This is a genomic window from Bradyrhizobium cenepequi (assembly GCF_020329485.1).
GTDB lineage: Bacteria > Pseudomonadota > Alphaproteobacteria > Rhizobiales > Xanthobacteraceae > Bradyrhizobium > Bradyrhizobium cenepequi.
Window position 1 is genome coordinate 103,239 of sequence record NZ_JAGKJI010000019.1, and the last position, 20,710, is coordinate 123,948.

At 62.7% G+C, this 20,710-nt stretch carries 23 protein-coding genes and 1 tRNA gene; 19 read left to right on the forward strand and 5 right to left on the reverse strand.

Annotated features, from left to right (window positions below):
• The first annotated feature begins 89 nt into the window (after positions 1-89).
• From J6497_RS20835 to J6497_RS20845, 3 genes are all read left to right on the forward strand, one after another.
• Positions 90-1,166 (forward strand): flavodoxin family protein, encoded by a 1,077-nt coding sequence (locus tag J6497_RS20835; RefSeq protein ID WP_225706152.1) that lies wholly within the window; start codon positions 90-92, stop codon positions 1,164-1,166.
• A 108-nt stretch (positions 1,167-1,274) separates the two neighbouring features.
• Positions 1,275-1,835 carry a type 1 glutamine amidotransferase domain-containing protein gene (locus J6497_RS20840; protein WP_225706153.1) on the forward strand — a complete coding sequence of 187 codons (561 nt, stop codon included), beginning with the start codon at positions 1,275-1,277 and terminating at the stop codon, positions 1,833-1,835.
• Between the two features lie 16 nt (positions 1,836-1,851).
• Positions 1,852-2,298 (forward strand): PPC domain-containing DNA-binding protein, encoded by a 447-nt coding sequence (locus J6497_RS20845; protein ID WP_225706154.1) that lies wholly within the window; start codon positions 1,852-1,854, stop codon positions 2,296-2,298.
• A gap of 56 nt (positions 2,299-2,354) precedes the next feature.
• Here the strand turns inward: J6497_RS20845 and J6497_RS20850 are convergent, their stop codons facing one another.
• Entirely contained in the window at positions 2,355-4,820 is a 2,466-nt protein-coding gene (locus J6497_RS20850; RefSeq protein WP_225706155.1) for a hybrid sensor histidine kinase/response regulator, read from the reverse strand.
• A 56-nt stretch (positions 4,821-4,876) separates the two neighbouring features.
• Positions 4,877-5,638 (reverse strand): thermonuclease family protein, encoded by a 762-nt coding sequence (locus tag J6497_RS20855; protein ID WP_225706156.1) that lies wholly within the window; start codon positions 5,636-5,638, stop codon positions 4,877-4,879.
• Positions 5,639-5,813: 175 nt separating this feature from the next.
• On the opposite strand from J6497_RS20855, the gene J6497_RS20860 reads away from it, so the two are divergent.
• The 7 genes from J6497_RS20860 (at position 5,814) to J6497_RS20890 (ending at position 12,145) form a co-directional block, all read left to right on the forward strand.
• Positions 5,814-6,023, forward strand: a complete 210-nt coding sequence (locus J6497_RS20860; protein ID WP_225706157.1) for a hypothetical protein — start codon at positions 5,814-5,816, stop codon at positions 6,021-6,023.
• 145 nt (positions 6,024-6,168) lie between these two features.
• Positions 6,169-8,184, forward strand: coding sequence for an acetyl-CoA carboxylase biotin carboxylase subunit (locus J6497_RS20865; RefSeq protein ID WP_225706158.1), 2,016 nt, complete (start codon positions 6,169-6,171; stop codon positions 8,182-8,184).
• Positions 8,185-8,199: 15 nt separating this feature from the next.
• Positions 8,200-9,078 (forward strand): isocitrate lyase/PEP mutase family protein, encoded by an 879-nt coding sequence (locus J6497_RS20870; protein WP_225706159.1) that lies wholly within the window; start codon positions 8,200-8,202, stop codon positions 9,076-9,078.
• Positions 9,075-9,374: an acylphosphatase gene (locus J6497_RS20875; RefSeq protein ID WP_225706160.1), complete on the forward strand. Its 300-nt coding sequence runs from the start codon at positions 9,075-9,077 to the stop codon at positions 9,372-9,374. The genes J6497_RS20870 and J6497_RS20875 overlap by 4 nt, the downstream gene beginning before the upstream one ends.
• A gap of 91 nt (positions 9,375-9,465) precedes the next feature.
• Positions 9,466-10,023, forward strand: coding sequence for a GbsR/MarR family transcriptional regulator (locus J6497_RS20880; protein ID WP_225706161.1), 558 nt, complete (start codon positions 9,466-9,468; stop codon positions 10,021-10,023).
• A 23-nt stretch (positions 10,024-10,046) separates the two neighbouring features.
• Entirely contained in the window at positions 10,047-10,712 is a 666-nt protein-coding gene (locus J6497_RS20885) for a DUF4166 domain-containing protein (protein WP_225706162.1), read from the forward strand.
• Positions 10,709-12,145: a TIGR01777 family oxidoreductase gene (locus tag J6497_RS20890; RefSeq protein ID WP_225706163.1), complete on the forward strand. Its 1,437-nt coding sequence runs from the start codon at positions 10,709-10,711 to the stop codon at positions 12,143-12,145. The genes J6497_RS20885 and J6497_RS20890 overlap by 4 nt, the downstream gene beginning before the upstream one ends.
• Before the next feature lie 6 nt (positions 12,146-12,151).
• Here J6497_RS20890 and J6497_RS20895 read toward each other — a convergent pair whose 3' ends face one another.
• The gene (locus J6497_RS20895) at positions 12,152-13,003 is read right to left on the reverse strand and encodes a LysR family transcriptional regulator (protein ID WP_225706164.1); all 852 of its coding nucleotides are present in this window, start codon (positions 13,001-13,003) and stop codon (positions 12,152-12,154) included.
• Between the two features lie 119 nt (positions 13,004-13,122).
• Here J6497_RS20895 and J6497_RS20900 point away from each other — a divergent pair, with 119 nt between their 5' ends.
• A complete protein-coding gene (locus J6497_RS20900) occupies positions 13,123-13,551 on the forward strand; it encodes a tautomerase family protein (protein ID WP_225706165.1) in 429 nt (142 codons plus the stop codon).
• 4 nt (positions 13,552-13,555) lie between these two features.
• Here J6497_RS20900 and lipB read toward each other — a convergent pair whose 3' ends face one another.
• Positions 13,556-14,284 carry a lipoyl(octanoyl) transferase LipB gene (lipB, locus tag J6497_RS20905; protein WP_225706166.1) on the reverse strand — a complete coding sequence of 243 codons (729 nt, stop codon included), beginning with the start codon at positions 14,282-14,284 and terminating at the stop codon, positions 13,556-13,558.
• A 60-nt stretch (positions 14,285-14,344) separates the two neighbouring features.
• Between lipB and J6497_RS20910 the strand changes: the two genes are divergently transcribed.
• From J6497_RS20910 to J6497_RS20920, 3 genes are all read left to right on the forward strand, one after another.
• Positions 14,345-14,587 carry a FliM/FliN family flagellar motor switch protein gene (locus tag J6497_RS20910; protein ID WP_027583831.1) on the forward strand — a complete coding sequence of 81 codons (243 nt, stop codon included), beginning with the start codon at positions 14,345-14,347 and terminating at the stop codon, positions 14,585-14,587.
• A 99-nt stretch (positions 14,588-14,686) separates the two neighbouring features.
• Positions 14,687-14,771 (forward strand) — tRNA-Leu (locus J6497_RS20915).
• Positions 14,772-14,976: 205 nt separating this feature from the next.
• Entirely contained in the window at positions 14,977-15,549 is a 573-nt protein-coding gene (locus tag J6497_RS20920) for a hypothetical protein (RefSeq protein ID WP_225706167.1), read from the forward strand.
• Between the two features lie 224 nt (positions 15,550-15,773).
• Here J6497_RS20920 and J6497_RS20925 read toward each other — a convergent pair whose 3' ends face one another.
• Positions 15,774-16,241, reverse strand: coding sequence for an ABC transporter permease family protein (locus J6497_RS20925; protein ID WP_225706168.1), 468 nt, complete (start codon positions 16,239-16,241; stop codon positions 15,774-15,776).
• Here J6497_RS20925 and J6497_RS20930 point away from each other — a divergent pair.
• The 5 genes from J6497_RS20930 to J6497_RS20950 all read left to right on the forward strand — a co-directional run.
• Entirely contained in the window at positions 16,225-16,542 is a 318-nt protein-coding gene (locus J6497_RS20930; RefSeq protein WP_225706169.1) for a ferredoxin reductase domain-containing protein, read from the forward strand. The genes J6497_RS20925 and J6497_RS20930 overlap by 17 nt on opposite strands.
• Positions 16,543-16,863: 321 nt before the next feature.
• Entirely contained in the window at positions 16,864-17,550 is a 687-nt protein-coding gene (locus tag J6497_RS20935; protein ID WP_225706170.1) for a secretin and TonB N-terminal domain-containing protein, read from the forward strand.
• A 187-nt stretch (positions 17,551-17,737) separates the two neighbouring features.
• Entirely contained in the window at positions 17,738-18,343 is a 606-nt protein-coding gene (locus tag J6497_RS20940; protein WP_225706171.1) for an RNA polymerase sigma factor, read from the forward strand.
• A 20-nt stretch (positions 18,344-18,363) separates the two neighbouring features.
• Positions 18,364-19,338, forward strand: a complete 975-nt coding sequence (locus tag J6497_RS20945; RefSeq protein WP_225706172.1) for a FecR family protein — start codon at positions 18,364-18,366, stop codon at positions 19,336-19,338.
• 212 nt (positions 19,339-19,550) lie between these two features.
• Positions 19,551-20,710, forward strand: a 1,160-nt coding sequence (locus tag J6497_RS20950) for a two-partner secretion domain-containing protein (protein ID WP_225706173.1), incomplete at its 3' end; no start/stop codon positions are given.

Here is a 20,710-nt window from a genome sequence, read left to right on the forward strand (position 1 = left end):
GTCGCACTCCTCGCGCCGGAACTGTCGCCGACGTCACGTTGTTAACGCGACATGTCATCTTACGTTCACAATGCGGGGAGGAGTGCGACATGAGGGCGCCGGCCATCCGCAAGGGCATGCCGCCCGTCAAATTGCCGCGCGATGAGTTCGCGCGACGCTACCGCAGCCGTTTCGTCGATCCCGCGTTCAAGCCGCTTCAGCGGGAGATCGACGCCATCATCGACGCAGCGTGGGATGCCTACAGCCATTCGCGCAAGGCGCCGCTGACGCGCAAAGCGGGGCCAGGCTTCGCCGATCCGGAATACGAACTCGCGGTGGATTGGCTTGCCGCGCGCGAGGCGATCCTGGCGGCGCAGCGGCGCCATGACGACGCGGCGGAAGTGTCGCGCATCCTAATCATCAACGGCTCCTCGCGGAGCGAGCACACCTGCCCCGGCGAGATGTCCAAGAGCTGGCGATTGGTCAAGCTGGCCGAGCCTGTATTCGTCGAGATGGGATTTGCCGTCGACATCCTCGATCTCTCGCGACTGGCGTCCGAGTTCGGCAAGCAGATTCATCCCTGCAAATCCTGCGTCTCCACATCGCCCGCACTGTGCCATTGGCCTTGCAGTTGCTATCCGAACTATGCCCTCGACCAGACCGATGACTGGATGAACGAAATCTACCCGCTATGGGTCGCTGCGCATGGCATCCTGATCGTGTCGCCTGTGAACTGGTATCATGCGCCGACCGGGCTGAAGGCGATGATGGACCGGATGGTCTGCGCCGATGGCTGCAATCCCGACCCAACCTCAACCCATGGCAAACACGCGGATGAAGCCAAGGCGCTCGAACTTAAGGGCTGGCCGTATCCGCGGCATCTCGCCGGCCGCTATTTCGGTCTCGTCGTGCACGGCGACTCCGCCGGTGCGGAAACGATGCGACGATCGCTTTCGGATTGGCTGACGGACATGGAGCTGATCTCGGTCGGCCGAACGGGCGAGCTCGACGGCTATATCGGCTACATGGAGCCTTACGCGACCTCGCATCAGGCCCTCGATGAGGACAGGCCGTTCCAGGAAGAGACCTTGAATGTCGCGCGCGCGCTCGGCAATGCCGTCAAGCTTTCGCGTGAGGGCAAGCTGCCGGATCCGGCAGCGGGGCTTGTCGAGCCGAATCCGAAATAGCGTCGAGGTGGGTTCCTGGCGAGGCTGGATCAATTCGGCGTTGCGCAGGAACGATGTCCGGCATTGCTGATTGGTCGGCATCTCCCATGCACTGCGACGGAGTTTCCCATGGACTTGAAAGGCAAGAAGATCGCAATCCTCGCAACTCACGGCTTCGAACAGTCGGAACTGGAAGTGCCGCGCGATCGGCTCAAGAAGGCCGGCGCAAACGTCGACGTGATTTCGCTGGCCGCAGGCGAGATCAAGGGTTGGGACATGAAGGATTGGGGCCGGCCGGTGAAGGTCGACAAGACGCTCGATCAGGTTTCCGCCTCCGACTACGATGCGATCGTGTTGCCGGGCGGACAGATCAATCCGGATCTGCTGCGGGCCGAGCCGAAGGCGCTGAAATTCATCAAGGAGATATTCGACGCCAAGAAGGTCGTCGCGGCGGTCTGCCACGCGCCCTGGCTTCTGATCGAAACCGGGATCGCCAAGGGGCGGCGGATGACGTCGTACAAGTCGATCAAGACCGACGTGATGAATGCCGGCGCCAAGTGGGAAGATTCCCAGGTTGTGACCGATCAGGGCGTGATCACTTCCCGCAATCCCGGCGATCTCGAAGCCTTCAGCACCAAGATTATCGAGGAGGTGAAGGAAGGCCGCCACACCCAGCGCAGCGCCGCCTGACGAAGCGAGCCAGCCGATGCGAAGCAAATTGGTTTCCGACGACCCTGGTGCGCAGGTCCACGTCGTGATCCTCGACGCGGGTGATGAAGCGTTCGCAGCGCTGACGAAGTTCGCGAACGACGCCAGGATTTCGGCGGCGGCGCTGACCGCAATCGGAGCGTTCGAGAGGGCGACAGTCGGCTGGTTCGATTTCGCCTCGAAGTCCTATCGGAAGATCGAGGTCAACGAGCAATGCGAGGTGCTGAGCGCGATCGGCGATGTCGCGGTCGGCGACGACGGCAAGGCGAGCCTGCACGTCCACATCGTGCTTGGACTATCGGATGGTTCCACGCGCGGCGGCCACCTGCTCGCAGGCGTGGTGCAGCCGACGCTCGAGGTCGTGGTGACGGAGACGCCGGCAAAGCTGCGCCGGAAGAAGAGGGAGGATCTCGGCATCGCACTCATCGATATCGCGGCCCAATAGACCCAATAGAAGAGGCGTGCTCAGCGAAGCCGGGTGCGTTATGCGAACGACGTTGTTCAGGCCGTCGAACTGATTGATCCGCGATCCGCGATCGCTTTTCGTAAAATACGCGACAGCGACTCGACCGAGTAGGGCTTCTGGATCAGCTCGAAGCCGCGATGCGCATTTTCGGCAAGCACGTTGCTGTATCCGCTGGTCAGCACCACCGGCAGGCCAGGATAGCGCTCGCGGATCACGCTGGCGAGCTCCACGCCGTTCATGCCGGGCATGATGACGTCGGAGAATACGAGGTCGGCGGAAAACTCGTCTTCGGACAGTAGCGCAAGCGCCGCATTGGCATTCGCCACGCGGTTGACCGAGTATCCGAGATCTTCCAATAGCTCGGTGGAGAATTGCCCGACCTCGTCATTGTCCTCCACGAGGAGGACGCGATAGCCGCGGCCCATGGTTGCCGGCTCGCTGGCGATGGCTGCGGCGGATGCCGCATCGGCCGGTCGCGCTGCCTGCGGCAGATAGATCGTGAAGGTCGCGCCTTGTCCGAGCGTGCTGACGACCTCGATATCGCCATCGGATTGCTTGGCGAAACCAAACGCCTGACTCAGGCCAAGTCCGGTTCCCTTGCCGACTTCCTTGGTGGTGAAGAACGGCTCGAAGATTGACTGCAGGTGATCGGGCGCGATGCCAGTGCCGGTGTCGGTCATGGAGATCGCGATGAAGTTGCCGCGGCGTGCCGGCTGGGCGCGCAGGGCAGGGATCCCCTGCACCTTCCGCACGGCAATCGTGATGCAGCCTCCACCGTCCATGGCGTCGCGGCCATTCACGGCGAGGTTGATCAGCGCGGTTTCGAATTGGGCGATATCGGCGATCGCAAAGCAATCGGGATCGTCGATCTCGACGTCGATCTGGATGCGCGCGCCGACCAGCGGCCGGATCAACTGGGTCACGCTGTCGACCCGCGCGCCGACATTGAAGACCTGCGGCTTCAAGGGCTGGCGGCGGGCAAACGCCAATAGCTGCCCGGTCAGCTTGGAGGCCCGCTCCACCGTTTCGGAGATCGCGTCGATGTAGCGATGGCGACGCTCTTCGGGCAGGTCGCGGCGGCGCAGGAAGTCGGTCGCTGAGCGGATGATGGTCAAGAGATTGTTGAAGTCGTGGGCCACGCCGCCGGTGAGCTGGCCGACGGCCTCCATCTTCTGCGATTGCCGGAGCACCTCTTCGCCCTGGCGGCGTTCGGTGATGTCGACCGCTTCGGCCACGGCGCCGATCACGGTGCCGTGCTGGTCGCGGAGCGGTCGCATCGCGAAGTCGAAATAGCGCTCGCCGATCGGAAGCTGCAGCATCATCTCGGTCTTGACGTCGTCGCCTTTCATGACGGCCATGAAGGCGTTGCGAACCAGCTTGGGCATGCCGTCCGTCGCGGCGCACCACGGCGTTTCCCAGAACCGCTTGCCGATGACGTCGCGAGCTTCGGCGCGGATGCCGGCCAGCGCCATCCGGTTGGCATGGAGCACTTCGCCGTGCTGATTGAGCAGCACCTGGTACTGGTGGCTGGTCTCGAAGATGGCGCGCATTTGCGCTTCACTGGCTTCGAGCTGCGCGGCGCGCTCGGAGATGCGCAGTTCGAGTGTCTCGTTCAGCCGGCGGAGCTCGATCTCCGCCTGCTTGGCCGCGGTAATGTCATGCGCGACCCCTATGAAGCCGATATGGCTGCCGTTCGGATCCCAGCGCGGTTGCGATTCCGACCGCAGGCAGCGCCATTCACCGTCGGCGCGCCGGTAGCGCGCCTCCAGGACGAAAGGCTTGAGCGAGGCTTCGCCCGCGATCGATTCCTGCACGATGCGCGACATGTCTTCGGGATGCAGTCGCTTGCGCCAGTCGAACTTGATGGCGTCTTCGAAGGGAAGGCCGAGGAAGTCGATATAGGCCTGGTTGGCGAAGGAGCGCGTGCGGTCGAGTTTGGTCACCCAGATCGGAACCGGGGCGCTGTCCGCGATCAGGCGAAAGCGCTCCTCGCTTTCGCGCAGGATGGCCTGGGCCAACATTTGATCGGTGACATCGAGATCGGCGCCAACCATGCGCAACGCGCGGCCATTGCGGTCGCGCTCGATCTTGGCGACGACGCGAATCCATCGCATATCGCCGTCGCTCGGCCGGACGATCCTATACTCGGACGAATAGTCCTCGCGGTCGCTCTTCAGCACCTCGAACAGGTGCTTGATCGTTTGCTCACGATCGTCGGGATGGATGCGATCGACCCAGTTCTCATAGGTCTCGTCGACGGCGTCGGGCGGCAGCCCGTGGACGAGGAGATATTCAGGGGAGCGGCGGGTCTTGACGCCGTCGCGAAAATCGATTTCGAGCCCACCGACCCGGACCATTCGCTGAATACGCGCGAGGTCCGCCTCGCGCTCCTGCAATGCGCGATGGGCGCGGTCGCGTTCTCGCGCAGTTTCTTCCAGATGCCGCCGCAGCCGTTCGGCGGCGACCGTTTCAGGAAGCAGGTTCACGGGCTCAGGCGACATTGGGGCAGGCGACCTCTTCGCGTAGTCTCACACAACGGAAGAGGGCTTGCCAGCGGTCATTTGGCCTTGGCGCCGGGCCGGCAGTTATACGCCCTGCGGAATCCTGCGGCCTGGGCGTCATCTTCGGAGCAGAACCAGCGGTCGGGCTTGGTTAATCCGGGGTAACTGCGGCATGCCTGCAAATGATAGATGCCGATATCGCCGGTGACACGGGCACGCACCGCGAACTTGCCCTTGATGTTGCAGCCGGACGGCATGGGGAGATCATCGGGGAAGAGCACGTCGCGAATCTCGCGATCGCGGTCGGCGGGGCATGATGCGCCCAGCAGCGCGCCATCCTGCTTGCCGCGACGGAACTCCTGCGGAGCAACGAAACAGCCCTTCCACATGCCCTGGCGGTCTTCCTTGGCGCGCGCCTCGTCGGGCTTGAAGCGGCCGGTGGCCGAAGCCTCGACATTAAAGGCAAAGCCCCGCTGGACCATCAACTCGCTGAGGCTGGTTGGATCACCTTCGATCTTGCACACGCCGAGGTGCCGTTTCTTGTAGGTCGGGTCGGGACCGAGATCGTCGCAGCGGACCTGACGGTCGCCGATCAGCTTCGCCAACTGGTCGCGGGCCTCGATGCCGCAGGCCCAACTCTCGGCATGCTCGTCGATGCACAATTGGTCGATCGGTGGCGTGTCGATGCCGTCGAGCCGGTAGGTCATGTTGCCGAGCTGAAGCGTGCTGCCGTTCCTGACGGTCGCGCTGGCGGCGAGGCTTTGGCTCGACGAAAGGGCGATCAGGATCAGCCCTGCGATCAATATGCGTAATGGCATGGTCTACATCGATGGGGATGGCGTGCGGGGAGAGCCTTCTAGCACGAAGCTCCCGCGAAGCTATTCCGCGTTAGGAAAAAGCTGCCGGAACCGGTCGACAATGCCCGAACCACGGTTGACATGGTTAGAACAAAAAAGGAACATTGGCTCCACCCCACACCCCGGAAATCGCCCGATGTCCTCTCTTCCAAGTGTCAGCACCGAGGATGTCGACACCTTGGAGGCTGCCGTGGATGAGGCGGTCGCAGCCTGTGGCGGCGACATGCGGGCCACCATCCGGGCGCTGATCGTGGCCAACGATTATCTGGAAAGCGAGGTGAACGAGCTGATGAAGGCCGTCTCTCGCGCCTATGTGCGCGGTAGATTTAATACCTATTCGGGCTGATGGCTTTCAGGCAGGCGCCGCGCCCGTTGCCTCGATATAGACCGTTGCCTCTCCTGAGTTTTCCTGTACCACGTCAATTGAGACGCCCGCCGCCCGTGCCACATTGCGGGCGAGGATCCTGCCCAAACGCCCAAGCAAGAAGAACATGTTCAAACGAATCCTGATCGCAAATCGCGGCGAGATCGCCTGCCGGATCATCAAGACTGCACGTCGTATGGGAATCGACACCGTAGCGGTCTACTCCGAGGCCGACCGCGATGCGCTCCACGTCGAGATGGCCGATGAGGCCGTACTGATCGGTCCGCCGCCGGCGGCGGAGAGCTATCTGTTGATCGACAGGATCGTCGATGCCTGTCGCAAGACCGGCGCCGAGGCAGTCCATCCCGGCTACGGCTTCCTGTCTGAGCGCGAGGCGTTTCCGCGCGCGCTGAAGGAAGCCGGCATCGTCTTCATCGGCCCCAATCCCGATGCCATCGCCGCGATGGGCGACAAGATCGAATCCAAGAAGGCGGCGGCAAAGGCAAAGGTCTCCACCGTTCCCGGCCATCTCGGCGTCATCGAAGACGACAAGCATGCGGTTGGGATCGCCGAGGAGATCGGCTATCCCGTGATGATCAAGGCCTCCGCCGGCGGCGGCGGCAAGGGCATGCGGATCGCGCATTCGAAAGCGGAAGTCGCCGAGGGATTCAATCTTGCGAAGGCCGAAGCGAAGTCATCGTTTGGTGATGACCGGGTGTTCATCGAGAAGTTCATCGTCGATCCCCGTCACATCGAGATCCAGGTGCTCGGCGACAAGCACGGCAATGTGATCTATCTCGGCGAGCGCGAATGTTCGATCCAGCGCCGCAACCAAAAGGTCATAGAGGAAGCGCCGTCGCCGCTGCTCGACGAGACCACGCGCCGCAGGATGGGCGAGCAGGCGGTCGCACTCGCGAAGGCGGTGAACTACGATTCTGCCGGCACGGTCGAGTTCGTCGCCGGCCAGGACAAGAGCTTCTACTTCCTGGAGATGAATACGCGCCTGCAGGTCGAGCATCCCGTCACTGAGCTCGTCACCGGCATCGATCTCGTCGAGCAGATGATCCGCGTTGCGGCAGGCGAAAAGCTCAGCCTTGCGCAAAAAGACGTGACGCTGACGGGATGGGCGGTGGAATCGCGCGTCTATGCCGAAGATCCGTTCCGCAACTTCCTGCCGTCGATCGGGCGTCTGGTAAAATATCGTCCGCCGGCCGAGAAGAGCCAGGATGGCGTCACCGTCCGCAACGATACTGGCGTGCAGGAGGGCGGCGAGATCTCGATCCATTACGATCCGATGATCGCCAAGCTCATCACGCACGCGCCGTCGAGGGCGGCGGCGATCGAGGCGCAGTCGACCGCGCTCGATGCCTTCTATGTCGACGGCATCAGGCACAACATTCCGTTCCTGTCGGCGCTGATGAACCATCCACGCTGGCGCGAAGGAGAACTCTCCACCGGCTTCATCGCGGAGGAATATCCGAAGGGATTCTCGGCGCGGCCTCCGGAGGGCGAGATCGCGCGGCGGTTGGCGGCGGTGGCCGCCGCAATTGATCACGTGCTCGGCGAGCGCAAGCGGCAGATCTCGGACCAGATGAATGGCCGCCTGGTGCAACGCGAGCGGCGTCGCGCGGTGTGGCTCGAGCGCGAGGAGATCGCGCTCGATGTTGCGCGTGAGGCCGACGCGATCGCAGTGCGTTTCATCGGCAGCGATGGGCTGCCGGGCAATCCGCACAACCTGGTCTCGAACTGGGTGCCGGGCGAGCCGGTGTGGCAGGGCACGATCGACGGCCAGTTCGTGGCGATGCTGGTGCGCCCGATCAATAACGGCTTCCGCCTCGCGCACCAGGGATTTGAGGTTCCGATCTACGTCTTCACCGAGACCGAAGCGACATCAGCGCGCTTGATGCCGGTAGTGTCGGCCGCCGATACCGGCAAGAAGCTGCTGTGCCCGATGCCGGGACTCGTGGTGTCGATCGCGGTCAGCGAGGGGCAGGATGTCAAGGCTGGCGAGACGCTTGCGGTCGTCGAGGCCATGAAGATGCAGAACGTGCTGCGCGCCGAGCGCGATGGCACGGTGAAGAAGATCCACGCCGCTCCCGGCGCAACGCTGGCAGTCGACGCGCTGATCCTGGAATTCGCGTAAGAAAGGGAGGCCGCGATGGCTTTCAGAACGCGCCGCCAAGCCTTGCGTGCGATCCTTGCCGGATCGACATGCGTTCGTGCCGGGTCAGTGTACGATCCGATCTCAGTTCGCATTGCCGAAGAGCTCGGCTTTGAGCTCGGTATGTTCGGTGGTTCGGTGGCGTCGCTTGCTATTCTCGGCGATCCCGACATAGCGCTGATCACGCTCACTGAGCTTGCGGAGCAGATGCGGCGGATCTCGCGTGCCTCGACCTTGCCGGTCTTGGTCGATGCCGACCACGGCTACGGCAACGCACTCAACGTCCGCCGCACGGTGCAGGAGCTTGAGGTCGCCGGCGCCGCCGGCTTCACCATCGAGGACACGCTATTGCCGCAGGCGTTCGGCGTAGTGGGCCCGCAACTGATCCCGCTCGAAGAGGGCGTCGGCAAGATGAAGGCGGCGCTCGATGGCCGCAGCGATCCGACGCTGGTGATCATGGGCCGGACCGGAACGCGAGGCGGTGGTCCACAGGCCTCGGATTTTGACGATTGTCTCGCGCGGGCCAAGGCTTACGACGCGACCGGCGTCGATGCACTGTTCTTCACCGGGTTGACGACGCGGCGGGAGCTTGAGGCGATCGCGGCGGTGACGACGCGTCCAATCGTGCTTGGCAACACCCAAGGTGAACTCGACGATGTGGCGTTTCTCGCGAGCCAGCGCGTCAAGATTGCGCTGCAGGGGCATGCGCCGTTCGCCGCCGCCACCCAGGCGGTCTACGAGACGCTGAAGGCGCTGCGCGAAGGCGCGAAACCCAAGGAGCTGAAGGGACTTCCACCGGCAGAGATCACCGCCCGGCTGATGCGTGACGCGGAGGTGAAGATGAGACTGACCGAATTCCTCGGATTGAAGAAATGACCGATGCGATCCGGCATGTCGTCATACGCGGCCGCGTGCAGGGCGTCGGCTACCGCGCCTGGGTCGAACACCAGGCGAGCCTGCGCCAGCTCGAGGGCTGGGTGCGCAACCGCCGGGACGGTAGCGTCGAGGCGGTATTTGCCGGGCCAGAGGCCGTGGTGTCGGAAATAATCGCCGCGTGCCGGCGCGGGCCGTCGGCGGCGCGTGTCGATGCCGTGCAAGACGAGGCCGGCCGTTCCGATCTGCTCAACCTGCGCGAGGCAGGGGAGGGCTTCTCGGTGCTGGCGACCGCGTAGGCGCCGACGCTCCCTCAATCTCCAAAACTGATCGTTTGATTGCGCCAAGACGTAGCTTGACACACGCTCTGTTCTGTCAGATATTTCTGTTATGACAGAAACAACAGGTAAGAGAAAACTTCCTCCCGTGGTCGAGCGCTTCATCCTGCATTGGGGTGACATGGGCGACGAGTGGGGCGTCAACCGCTCGGTCAGTCAGATCCATGGTCTGCTCTATCTCGCCGAAGCGCCGATGACCGCGGAGGACATCGCCGACACGCTCGGCATGGCGCGCTCGAACGTCTCGAATTCGATCAAGGAGCTGCTTGCCTGGAATCTGATCCGTCGCGTGCCGATCCTCGGCGACCGGCGCGATCATTTCGAGGCCGAAACCGACATCTGGGAAGTCGCGGCGCGGATCGCCGCAGGCCGCAAGGAGCGCGAGATCGATCCGGCGATCGCAGCACTTCGCGCCAGCGTGTCGGATGCCGCCGACGATCCCACGATCAGCCCGGTCGCGAGCAAGCGGCTGAAGGAGATGCTGGCGTTCACCGAACTCGTCGACCGCTGGTACACCCAGATGCTCAACGTGCCGCGGCCGCGCCTGGTCGCGCTGATCAGGCTCGGCGAGAAAATCGTGAATCTGCTGCCGACGGGAAGAGCCAAATAGGGTAAAGCAAGCGGGAGCGTGCGATGGCGTCAGCAAGGATATCCAGCCTCAAGACATCGCCCGCTTCCAACGCAAGACTGCACGACGACAACAGGCTTCGTTCGCTGCTCGCCGACGCAGACTGGGGACGGCTGCCGGTCGCGGTCTGGCGTCGCTTCTCGAAGCGCCTCGCCGAGGGCGGGACCATCGTCTATGTCGGCGAGATCGATGAAGTCACCTTCAATCGCGCCGGCTGGTGGCTTGCGCAGGCCGCGCGCCTGATCGGCGGGCCGCTGCCGACCGGCTCCGAGACCGGCGTCCCGGTGATCGTCACGGTGACCGAGGATGCAGCCACGGGCGGGCAGATTTGGAGCCGCATCGCCGCGCGCAGCAACGGCTTTCCGCACGTCATCCACTCCTGCAAACGCTTTGCCGGCCCGACGGGGCTCGAGGAATATGTCGGCTGTGGCGTCAGCATGGCGCTCAAGATATCAGTCGCGCAGGAAGCGCTGGTGTTTCGCAGCACCGGCTATTCGCTGCAGCTCGGTCCGTTCCGATTGCCGCTGCCGGAATGGCTCACGCCGGGCGATCTCACCGTGACCCATCGCGATCTCGGCGGCGATGAATTCCGCTTCACGCTCGATGTCATCCATCCCCGCTTCGGCATGCTTATCCGTCAGTCTGCCGTGTTTAGAGAGGCCATCCCATGACGCCGCTGCTCTGGACGCTGATCGCCATTCAGATCGTGATGGGGGTGTTCGATACCTTCTATCACCACGAGTTCACAGAGCGCCTGGCGTGGCGTCCGTCGCAGCGTTTCGAGCTGCAGCTCCACGGCGTGCGCAACATGTTCTATGCGCTGCTCCTTCTCATTCTCGGCTGGCTGGAGGTGCACGGCGTTTTCGCCATGCTGATTATTGCCGTGCTGGTGGCGGAAGTCGTCATCACGCTGATTGATTTCGTCGAGGAAGATCTGAGCAGGAAGTTGTCGGCGAGCGAACGCATCAATCATACGCTGCTCGCGATCAATTACGGGGCCATCCTGGTCTTGCTGCTGCCGGTCCTGATCGACTGGGCGATGCAGCCGACCGGGATCAAGTCGGCCTATATGGGTCTTCTCAGCATCGTAGCCGCGGCCGCCGCTGTCGGCGCCGCGCTTTGCGGCTTGCGCGATTTCACGGCCGCAAGACGCCTGGCGCGCATGACCCTCGCGCCCGCGCGCGAGGTTGTGAGGGGACTGCCCGGCCGACAGACGGTGCTCGTCACTGGCGCCACCGGATTCATCGGCAGCCGGCTGGTCGCAAGCCTCACCGCCGCCGGTCATCAGGTCATCGCGCTGATCCGAAATCCCGCAAAGGCGGAGCTGTTGTCGCCGCCGATCACGCTGATCACGAGCCTCGATCAGCTTCCGGCCGAGACCAGGATCGATGCCATCGTCAATCTCGCGGGCGAGCCGATCGGCAACGGCTTGTGGACCGAGGCCAAGCGTCGCGAGATCCTTGCGTCGCGGATCGATATCACCGGCGACGTCGTGAAGCTGATCGCGCGCCTCGAGCACAAACCGGCCGTCCTTGTCAGCGGCTCCGCGATCGGCTGGTACGGGCTGTGGCAGGACCAGGTGCTGACCGAGTCGGCCAAGTCGCACGCCTGCTTCAGCCATGAGCTCTGCGAGGCCTGGGAGAAAGCGGCGCGTCCCACAGAAGAATTTGGCGTCCGCGTCGTCTGCTTGCGGATCGGCCTGGTGCTCGGCACCGACGGCGGGTTCATCACGCGCATGCTGACGCCGTTCGAGTTCGGCCTCGGCGGGCCGCTCGGTTCGGGCAGGCAGTGGATGTCCTGGATCGAGCGCGACGATCTCGTCCGTCTGATCGCGCATGTGATCGCAAGGCCCGATCTCGCTGGTCCGATCAACGCGACCGCACCGATCCCGGTGACGAATGCCACGTTCACCGAAGAGCTCGGCCGCCGGCTGCATCGGCCCGCGATCTTTCGCATCCCCGCCGGCCTTCTGCGTCGGGTTGGGGGCGATTTTGCGAAAGAGCTGCTGCTGGGTGGCCAGCGCGTGCTGCCCAACAAGGCGCTCAGCAACGGCTTCGTATTTCGCTACGAAACGCTGCGCAGCGCATTCGAGGCCATCTTGTAGACGATTTCATGCGCCGGCGACGCTGCGAAACGTCGCCGCTAGTGTTCTGAGCGCAGCCAGTTTGGCGGGGTCGCTGACCTTCGAATGCAGCATCACTTTCATCGTGCCGAGCCGCGGTAACCCATACATCGGTCCTATGTCGATCAGGCCCGCCGGGGCGATGCGCCGTGCCATGGGAGCGACCGCAAGACCCGCGAGTGCAGCGGCCGCAACTGCGGTGGCGCCACCGCCGACAAAGCTTTCACGCCAGGCGATCCCGGCCTTGTCCAGCGTGCGGACCACAAGCGCGCGCACGCCGCAGGGCGGGGCGAGGGTAGCCAGTGGCAGCGCATGGCCGCTCCGCCAGACAAAACGCTTTGCGGCAAACCAGCCGAATTCGTCCAGGGCGAGCTTTTCCCCACCGCGGCGGCTGCCTTCCTGCCGCACGATTACGGCGTCCAGCCTGCCCGCGTCATAGGCGTCGAGCATCTCCCGCGAGAATCCGATAACGACGGTGAGCGCCAGTTGTGGAGACACCGCGTGGAGTCGCTCGAGCATAGGCACCAGTTCGGGCCCCGCGGCGTGGTCGCTGATCCCGAGCGACAGGCGCTGCGGTAGCGGTTGCTCGCCCGACAGAGCGCGATCATGGGCTTCCACCAGGGCGCGTGCATGCTGCAGAAACGCCGAGCCTTCGGCGGTCAGTCGCACCGCACGCGGCGAGCGTTCCACCAGTCGTTTTGAAAGCACCGCCTCAAGCCGCTGCAGTTTCATGCTGACCGCAGCCTGCGTCGTTCCCAAGGCCTCGGCGGCGCGGGTGAAGTTCTGCAATTCCGCGACCACCAGGAAGGTCTGCACGGTATCGATGCCGAGCGTGGTCATTCAATCATCAAGGATCGTTATCACTGATATGAGCAAAGATAAGGTACAAAAATGGTGGCGGCAGGTCTAGCTATAAGCCGCGCGAATGAGGCGCACAGATGCTCGAAAGGAGAACGATCATGCCGCTCATTACGGTCACTTACTCCACCTCGCGCGAGAGGCCTGGTTTGAAATCGGATATTGCGGCTGCAGTGTCCGAGCTGACTGCAAGAATCCTGCACAAGGATCCGAGCCTCGCCGCGATCATCGTGAGATCTGTTGATGCCGCCGATTGGTTCACCGGCGGCCAATCGCTCGCCGACCGGAAGCTCGCGAGCTATTGGCTCGACGTCCATGTCAGCGAAGGCACCAACAGCAAAGATGAGAAGGCCGTCTATCTTGCCGCGATCTTCCAACGCATGGGCGAACTGCTCGGACCCTTGCACGATGAGAGCTACGCCCATGTCGACGAGGTGAAGGGTGACGCCTACGGATTTGGCGGTCTTTCCCAAGAGCGGCGCTACATCGCCGGCAAGCTAGACGTGCCGCCGCAGAAGGCGGCGGCATGACCGCCTAGGCTATCGCTGCCGGCAGGCGGGCTTCGACCGCGCCAAACACCTCCGCAAACGCCTGCCGAAGCGCGACGTCGACGTCGGGCAGCGTCACCGGCAGGCCGAGGTCGACCAATGAGGTGACGCCGTAGCGCGGATCCACTACGCCGCAGGGCACGATCGCGGAGAAATGCGAAAGATCGGGCTCGACATTGATCGCGATGCCGTGGAAGGACACCCAGCGCTTCAGCCGTACTCCGATCGCCGCGATCTTGTCCTCGAATCCCGGCCCCTTATCTGGCCGCTTGACCCAGACGCCGACACGATCCTCGCGGCGCTCGCCACGGACGTTGAAGGCGGCAAGGGTGCGGATGATCCATTCCTCCAGCGAGGCGACATAGGCGCGCACATCCGGCCGGCGCCGCTTCAGGTCCAGCATCACATAAGCCACCCGCTGGCCGGGCCCGTGATAGGTGATCTGACCGCCGCGTCCGCTCTCAAATATCGGAAATCGTGCGTCCAGGAGGTCGCCAGCCTTGCCGCTGGTGCCGGACGTGTAGAGCGGGGGGTGCTCCAGGAGCCAGATCAGTTCGGGCGCTTTCCCGGCCGCGATGTCGGCGGCGCGCGATTCCATCAAGGCGACGGCGTCAGGGTAGGGCACCGGCGCATCCGAAATCCGCCATTCCACGACTTCGCCGCTGGCTGGGTGCGCGAAAATCGACAAATCAAGGTTTTGGCGGACATTAACCATTGGCTAACCATCACGTGGTCAGGTGGAACCACAATCTAGTCTCGGTTTGGCGGTTCAGAAGTGGCTACTCTCGATAAAGTCAGTGTCGATCTCATGGTGGTGCTCGGCACTACCACGATGCCCATCCACCAGGTGATGCGGCTCTCCCGCGGCGCCATCATCGAACTGGATGCCACCGAGGCCGACGAGGTCAAGATCCTTGCCAACAACCTGCCGATCGCCAGCGGCGTGGTGCTGGTCGACCGCAACCGGATTGCCGTCGAGGTCAAGCAAATGCTGCCGAAATCCCCGGATGTCAGGTAGTTAATTGGCTACTTACCGGCTTGTCCCCCACCTTCCGATTTGTTACATCCCGCGCCGTTGATCCGGCGGCGGGCCTTAAGGGTTCCCTCCGCATCCCAAGCGCTCGTGGCGGAATTGGTAGACGCGCTGCCTTGAGGTGGCAGTGAGTAACATCGTGGGGGTTCGAGTCCCTCCGAGCGCACCAAGAATAATTTCCTATCGCGCTCGCAAGATATTGAAATTTAAGGGGTCGGCGCGCTTGTTTCGCTGAAAATTGCTGAAATTGGGCCCCAGCTTGGGCTCCATTCGATGGCCGCGATAGGCACCGAATCTCTCTCTCCAATGTCCTTCTTGCTCGCGCTTACTACTTGCGCTTAGCTCGCTTCGCTTTCGGGGGAGAGGCAGAATCAATGACCGCAGAGGTCTGCATAATGAACCGCCTAGCTGTCGTGCTGGCGGCCGACAGTGCGGCGACGGTGAGTCAGTGGACCGGCGACAAGTACGAGGAACGGTACTTCAAAGGATCTAACAAGATCTTCCAGCTGTCTGATCACCAACCAGTAGGCATCATGATCTTTGATTCCGCGGATATCATGCGAGTGCCTTGGGAGATCGTGGTGAAGACCTTCCGCACTGAATTGGGCAAGAAGAGCTTCAATACCGTCAAGGAATACGCGCTCGAGTTTTTTGCTTTTTTGGAGGGAGCGTCCCTCGTCTTTCCCATGTCCGTCCAGGAAGAGATCCTGCTCGACAGCGCGCGCTCCGCGGCGATCATGGCGATACACCGAGACGAGTATCCCGACGATGAAACAGAGCGTCTAGCAAAAAACTCTGCTGTTGTTGCCGCGCGCCGCGAGGAACTTGAGAAGGTGCCAATCAACTCAGGCATCAACCAAGAGTTTGTTGATGCGACCCTGACCTCTTGCTCCAAAGGAACGCCCGATGAACGACCAGAATCGCGTATCGCCCCCGAGCAAAAATGATGAATTGGTAAAGCGCGAGAGTTCGGTGCAGTACAAGCGCTCGATCGAGAAGATCAATCGCGCCCAAGATCGGGACATTGAGCGAGCCTTGCGCCACCACTGAGTGGTTCAATCAGCGATCTCCATGTAGGCGCCGATCATTTCCGCCGCGATGTGCGGGACGAATCGTATCTTCATGGCCTGAGCCCAAAACGAGACCCACACCGGGCCCCAATCGACGTTTTTCAGGCCAAAAAGATCAATGAAATTAACGTTGTCATAGGAAGTTCGGAACGCTTCGAGCGCACCAAGCGTATAACCCATTGAATCGATCGCCCCTTGAAGCCTCGACCCGATACTGTGGTGTAGGACCGGCCACGTAGCAGCCGCGCCTGTACGAAAATCAGACCGCCCGTCAAAACAAGCAGGGTCAACGCCAGAACCGTCGCCGCGCCGAAATTGGAGACACGCCCACCATAGGCAAGATCGTAGATCCGGGTCGTGAACACGACGATATTGGCCGGAGTGCCCAATAGCTGCGGTATCTCGAACGACTCCATCGCCACCACAAAGGACAGGATGCCCGAGGCCAGCAACGCGGGCATCAGCAGCGGCAGGTTGATGCGCCATCCGTTGGCTCCTGCCATGCGGGCCGCTTCTTCGAGCGTGGAATCAATGGCGAGAAACGCAGGGTGGATGAACAGAAACAGCACCGTGGCCGAGCGCGCGCAGACATTCCCAGATTTTGAGCTTCGGGTCGCGGTCGCGCAAGGCACGTCGAACGCAAACATGCACTCGGGATTGGTCACGGATTTGATTGGGAACAGAAAACTCGCCGAAACAGACGCCTACCTTTGCGGTCCCGGCGCCATGACAGAGCGCGCACGCGCCACCGCGGCTGAAGGCGGCGCGGACCCATCGGCGATATTCGCGGAGCGTTTCTTATCAAGCGCGAGCAATCTCGCAACGGGCGTGTCCAGCAACCTTGAACTCATCGGCGAAAAAATCGATTGACCAAGGATTGATAGCCGTTGACGGTATCGGCCATAAGGCGGCAAGCGTTGGCTCTTGCGCCTAGGCAAATGCGTCGACTTCATCGATTGTCTCATATACTTGCCGGAGCAACCATGATCCGAGCGTGTTCTAGAGAACTCTAAATCACGCGACCTCCGCGACGACAACTGCAAGTCCATGGCGAATCGCTGTCTCACACAACCAGAAGGTCCCTTACGCTGCGCAAGGAATGGCGATAAGAATGCCGCGCCGATGCGGATCTGCCGAAACCGAAGAGATCTGCCGCTCTCAGGTGCGCGGGGTGGATGAAGTTATATCCGAATGCTACGTCGAACTGCACTGACGGCGGATTTCGCCTGCGCCCTCGTCGCCTCCTTGTTGCTGGCATGGAGCGGTCTTTGCGTGCTCGCCCAGCAAAGGTACGAGACCACGCAGGGCGGTGAGGAGGTGGTCTTTGATATTCCGTCGCAACCGCTTGCGGCTGCGCTTGGCACCTATGGGGCAACAACCGGCGTGCAGGTTCTCTATGAGACGGCCCTGGCCGCGGGCAGGACGTCGGCGGCAATCAAGGGTTCGTTCACCCAGGAGGCGGCCTTGCGAGCCCTGTTGGCCGGCACTGGCCTTGTTGGTCGCAGGACCGATGTGGATGCGATTACGATCGTGCCCACGCTCCGCGAACATCCTGCGAGCGCCGCTTCCATCGTTCCAGACGCGAGATTCCTGGGCGCGTTGCAGGCAGGCGTCCTCGGCGCACTGTGCGGGAACACCGATACGCGGCCAGGCGGCTATCGGATGGCATTGCAACTCTGGATCACGCCTACGGGTGCTCTGCAGCGCGCATCCTTGCTCGGCTCAAGCGGCAATGCACGGCGTGACGTAGCATTGATCGCGCAATTACAGAACGTGCAGATCGCTGTCCTGCCGCCGGCCGGCATGACGCAACCGATCACCCTCACGATCGTGCCGCGCTCGCCGCTGCAACCTCTGGAGTGCAGCGGCGAGCGGTGAACAACCCAATCTGCCAGGCATGTTCGGCGGGCGCCTCCGGTATTGGGCCGTGTTGTCTAACTGTTACATTTCTTTGTTACCAAGATTTTCCTTCTTTCCGACACGCTCGGATTCGCGTCACACGCTTGAATTTGTGAAGATTTCAAAGCAACGTTTGCTGGCGCAGTCTTGAGTACCGGGCGGGCCAATGGGCAACACGACTTGGGCGGCGCTTCGTGATCTGCTCGCCAACCGATATGACGAATTCAGGGCTCGCCTGACGCGTCGCTTGGGCTCGGAAGAACTCGCCAGCGAAAGCCTGAACGAGACGTGGCTGCAGCTCCATCGCCAGGATGAGGCCGCCTCCATCCATAGTCCTGCCGGTTATGTCATGCGTACGGCGGTCAATATCGCGACCGATCGTCGCCGTGTGGAGACGAGGCGCGCGCGCCGCGCCGACGTGCAGGCCGCCCTTGAAATTCCTGATCCGGCGCCGGGGCCGCAGCGTGAGGCTGAAGCGCGCCTCCAAGTAGAAGCGCTGCAGGCGGCAATCGACGCCCTGCCTGAGCGCACCCGTGAAATCCTGATCGCCGGACGGCTTCGGGGACAATCTCAGCAGGACATTGCGGACCGTTTTGGCATCACGGCGCGCATGGTGCGGATAGAATTGCGTCGCGCGCTCGACCTTTGCGAAGCCCATCTTGAAAAAGATACGACAAATCGTTTCCTGTCCGGCTCGTCACAAACGTCTATAGATAAAGCAAACCATCTTCCACCCATATCCCCGTCACCAAAGCGGGATCATGGACGGTGAATGGATATCCGGCGATGACGATGGACGAACGGTCCGTCCCGCATGAAGCATTGCGACGCCAGGCCAAGGACTGGGTCGTGCATCTTTCCACCGGGAGGGTGACGGAAGCGGACCTGCGTGCGCTCGAACGCTGGCGCGCGGAAAGTCCACTTCACGCGCAAGCCTATGCGCAAGCCTGCCAGTTGTGGGGCATGCTTGGATCTCCATTGGAGACGGCAGCGTATCCGGCAGACAGGGCTGCAACAATTCGAATCCCGATCATCGACCGGCGGATCGGGCGCCGTGCGTTTCTGGGCGGTGCATTGGCCGCCTCGGCGGCTGCCGCCGGCGTCATGGTCGTCCGGCCGCCTCTTGAATTGTGGCCTGGCCTCGGCGAATTGGCAGCGGATTACCGCACTGGAACCGGCGAGCAACGCAAGATCGAGCTGGCGGATCGGGTTTCGATCGAGCTCAACACACGCACGAGCCTGAACGTCGGAAAGCGAACAGAGACGGCCGATAACATCGAGCTGATCGCCGGTGAAGCCGCGGTGTCGGCTGGACAGCGCCCAGTAGTCGTGCATGCCGCAGCGGGGCAGGTCGCAGCGAGCAATGCACAGTTCACCGTGCGCAGCGATGGCGCCGAGGTGCGCGTGGCGTGTCTTGCCGGGATGGTCGAAGTCGATTGTCGTGGACGCATGGCAACCCTCCGGCCGCGCGAGCAGATCAGCTATGCCGCGCGTGATCTCGGACCAATTGCCGCGGTTGCCCCCGAAGTCGTGGCTGCCTGGCGCGACGGACTTCTGATCTTTCAGGATGAGCCGTTGGCGCATGTCATCGAGGAGGTCAACCGCTATCGCGCCGGCCGGATCATTCTGATGAATGCGACGCTCGGCGAACGCCGAGTATCGGCGCGTTTCAAGCTCGACCGTCTCGATGCCGTTTTGATTCAGTTCCAGGAAGTTTTCGGCGCCAAGGCCACACCGCTCGGCGGTGGCTTCGTTGTGCTGACCTGATGTCATAATACGTTTAGAGACAAGTGGTCTGTTGATTATGCAAACCGTTTTCGCGGGAAAACGAGAGATCGACAGCCTCGATCCAATTATTTGCTGAATCCATTTCCTCTCATAGGGGGCTGAATCGTCTTTAGGTGGTCGGGAACGCCCCGACGACCGAGCGGCGCCAGAACAGCGTAGCCCGGCTCTATCTCTTGAAGAGTGCGCGCCCCATGTCCCGTCCCGCTGCCGTCGCTTCGTCGATCCCCACCTGTCGCAACATGCGCCGCGCCACATTGCTCGCCGGTGTCAGTGCACTGGCGCTTGCGCTGGGAGGTGTCGAGGGAGCCGTTGCGCGTCCGCTCGGCGCCAATTCGGTGAGCGCGCCGCTGACGGCGACCAACGATGCGGTCGCGAATGCGCAGCGGGCGGCACAAGCGGCCCAGCAGGTCAAGCAATCGCTCACCCGCGCGACGCAGGCGTTGCAGGCGATGCGGAGCTTGCAGGATGCGGCGCGCGCGGCGGCGCAGGGTGTGCCGCATTCCGCAACGCTGAACATCAATAGTCCTAACGGACTAACGCCGGGCGGTCTGGTGCCGGACATGGCGGCGGGGTGGAGCGGCGCCAATACGCCGACGGAGGCCGCGAGCGGCGGCCGGACGGTGGTCGGCATCCAGCAGACCGCGCCGCAGGCGATCCTGAACTGGCAGACGTTCAATGTCGGCGCGCAGACCACGGTCAATTTCAACCAGCAGGGCAACTCCGACTGGGTGGCGCTGAACCGGATCACGGCGACGGGGGCGCCGAGCGAGATCCTGGGTTCGATCAGGGCTGACGGACAGGTCTATCTGATCAATCCGAACGGGATCATCTTCGGTAGCGGCAGCCAGATTAATGTCGGTGCGCTGATCGCATCGACCGCGAAGATCTCGAACGATCAGTTCCTGCGCGGCATCTATTCGACCCAGACCGGCTCCACCTGGACGCCGAGCTTCACCGATGCGGCCGCGCTGCTCGGCAACGGCACCGGCGGCGGCGTCGTCGCGGTCGAGGCAGGGGCCCAGATCCAAACGCATGCACCAGGCTCCGTCAAAGCCGGCGGCGGGTTCGTGCTGCTGATGGGCGGGCAGGTCATCAATGCCGGCGCGATCACCACGCCCAACGGCCAGACCCAGCTCGCGGCGGGCGATGACTTCGTGCTGCGGCGCGGCTATGGCACGGACGCCAACCAGCCCTCGACGACGCGTGGCAACGAGATCGCGCCGTTGTTCGACGCCGGCAGCCGCGCCGGGCTGGTCCGCAATGACGGCATGGTCTTCAGTTCGCGGGGCGACATCACGCTCGCCGGCCGCACGATCGAGCAGAACGGCATCCTCGTCGCCTCGACCTCGGT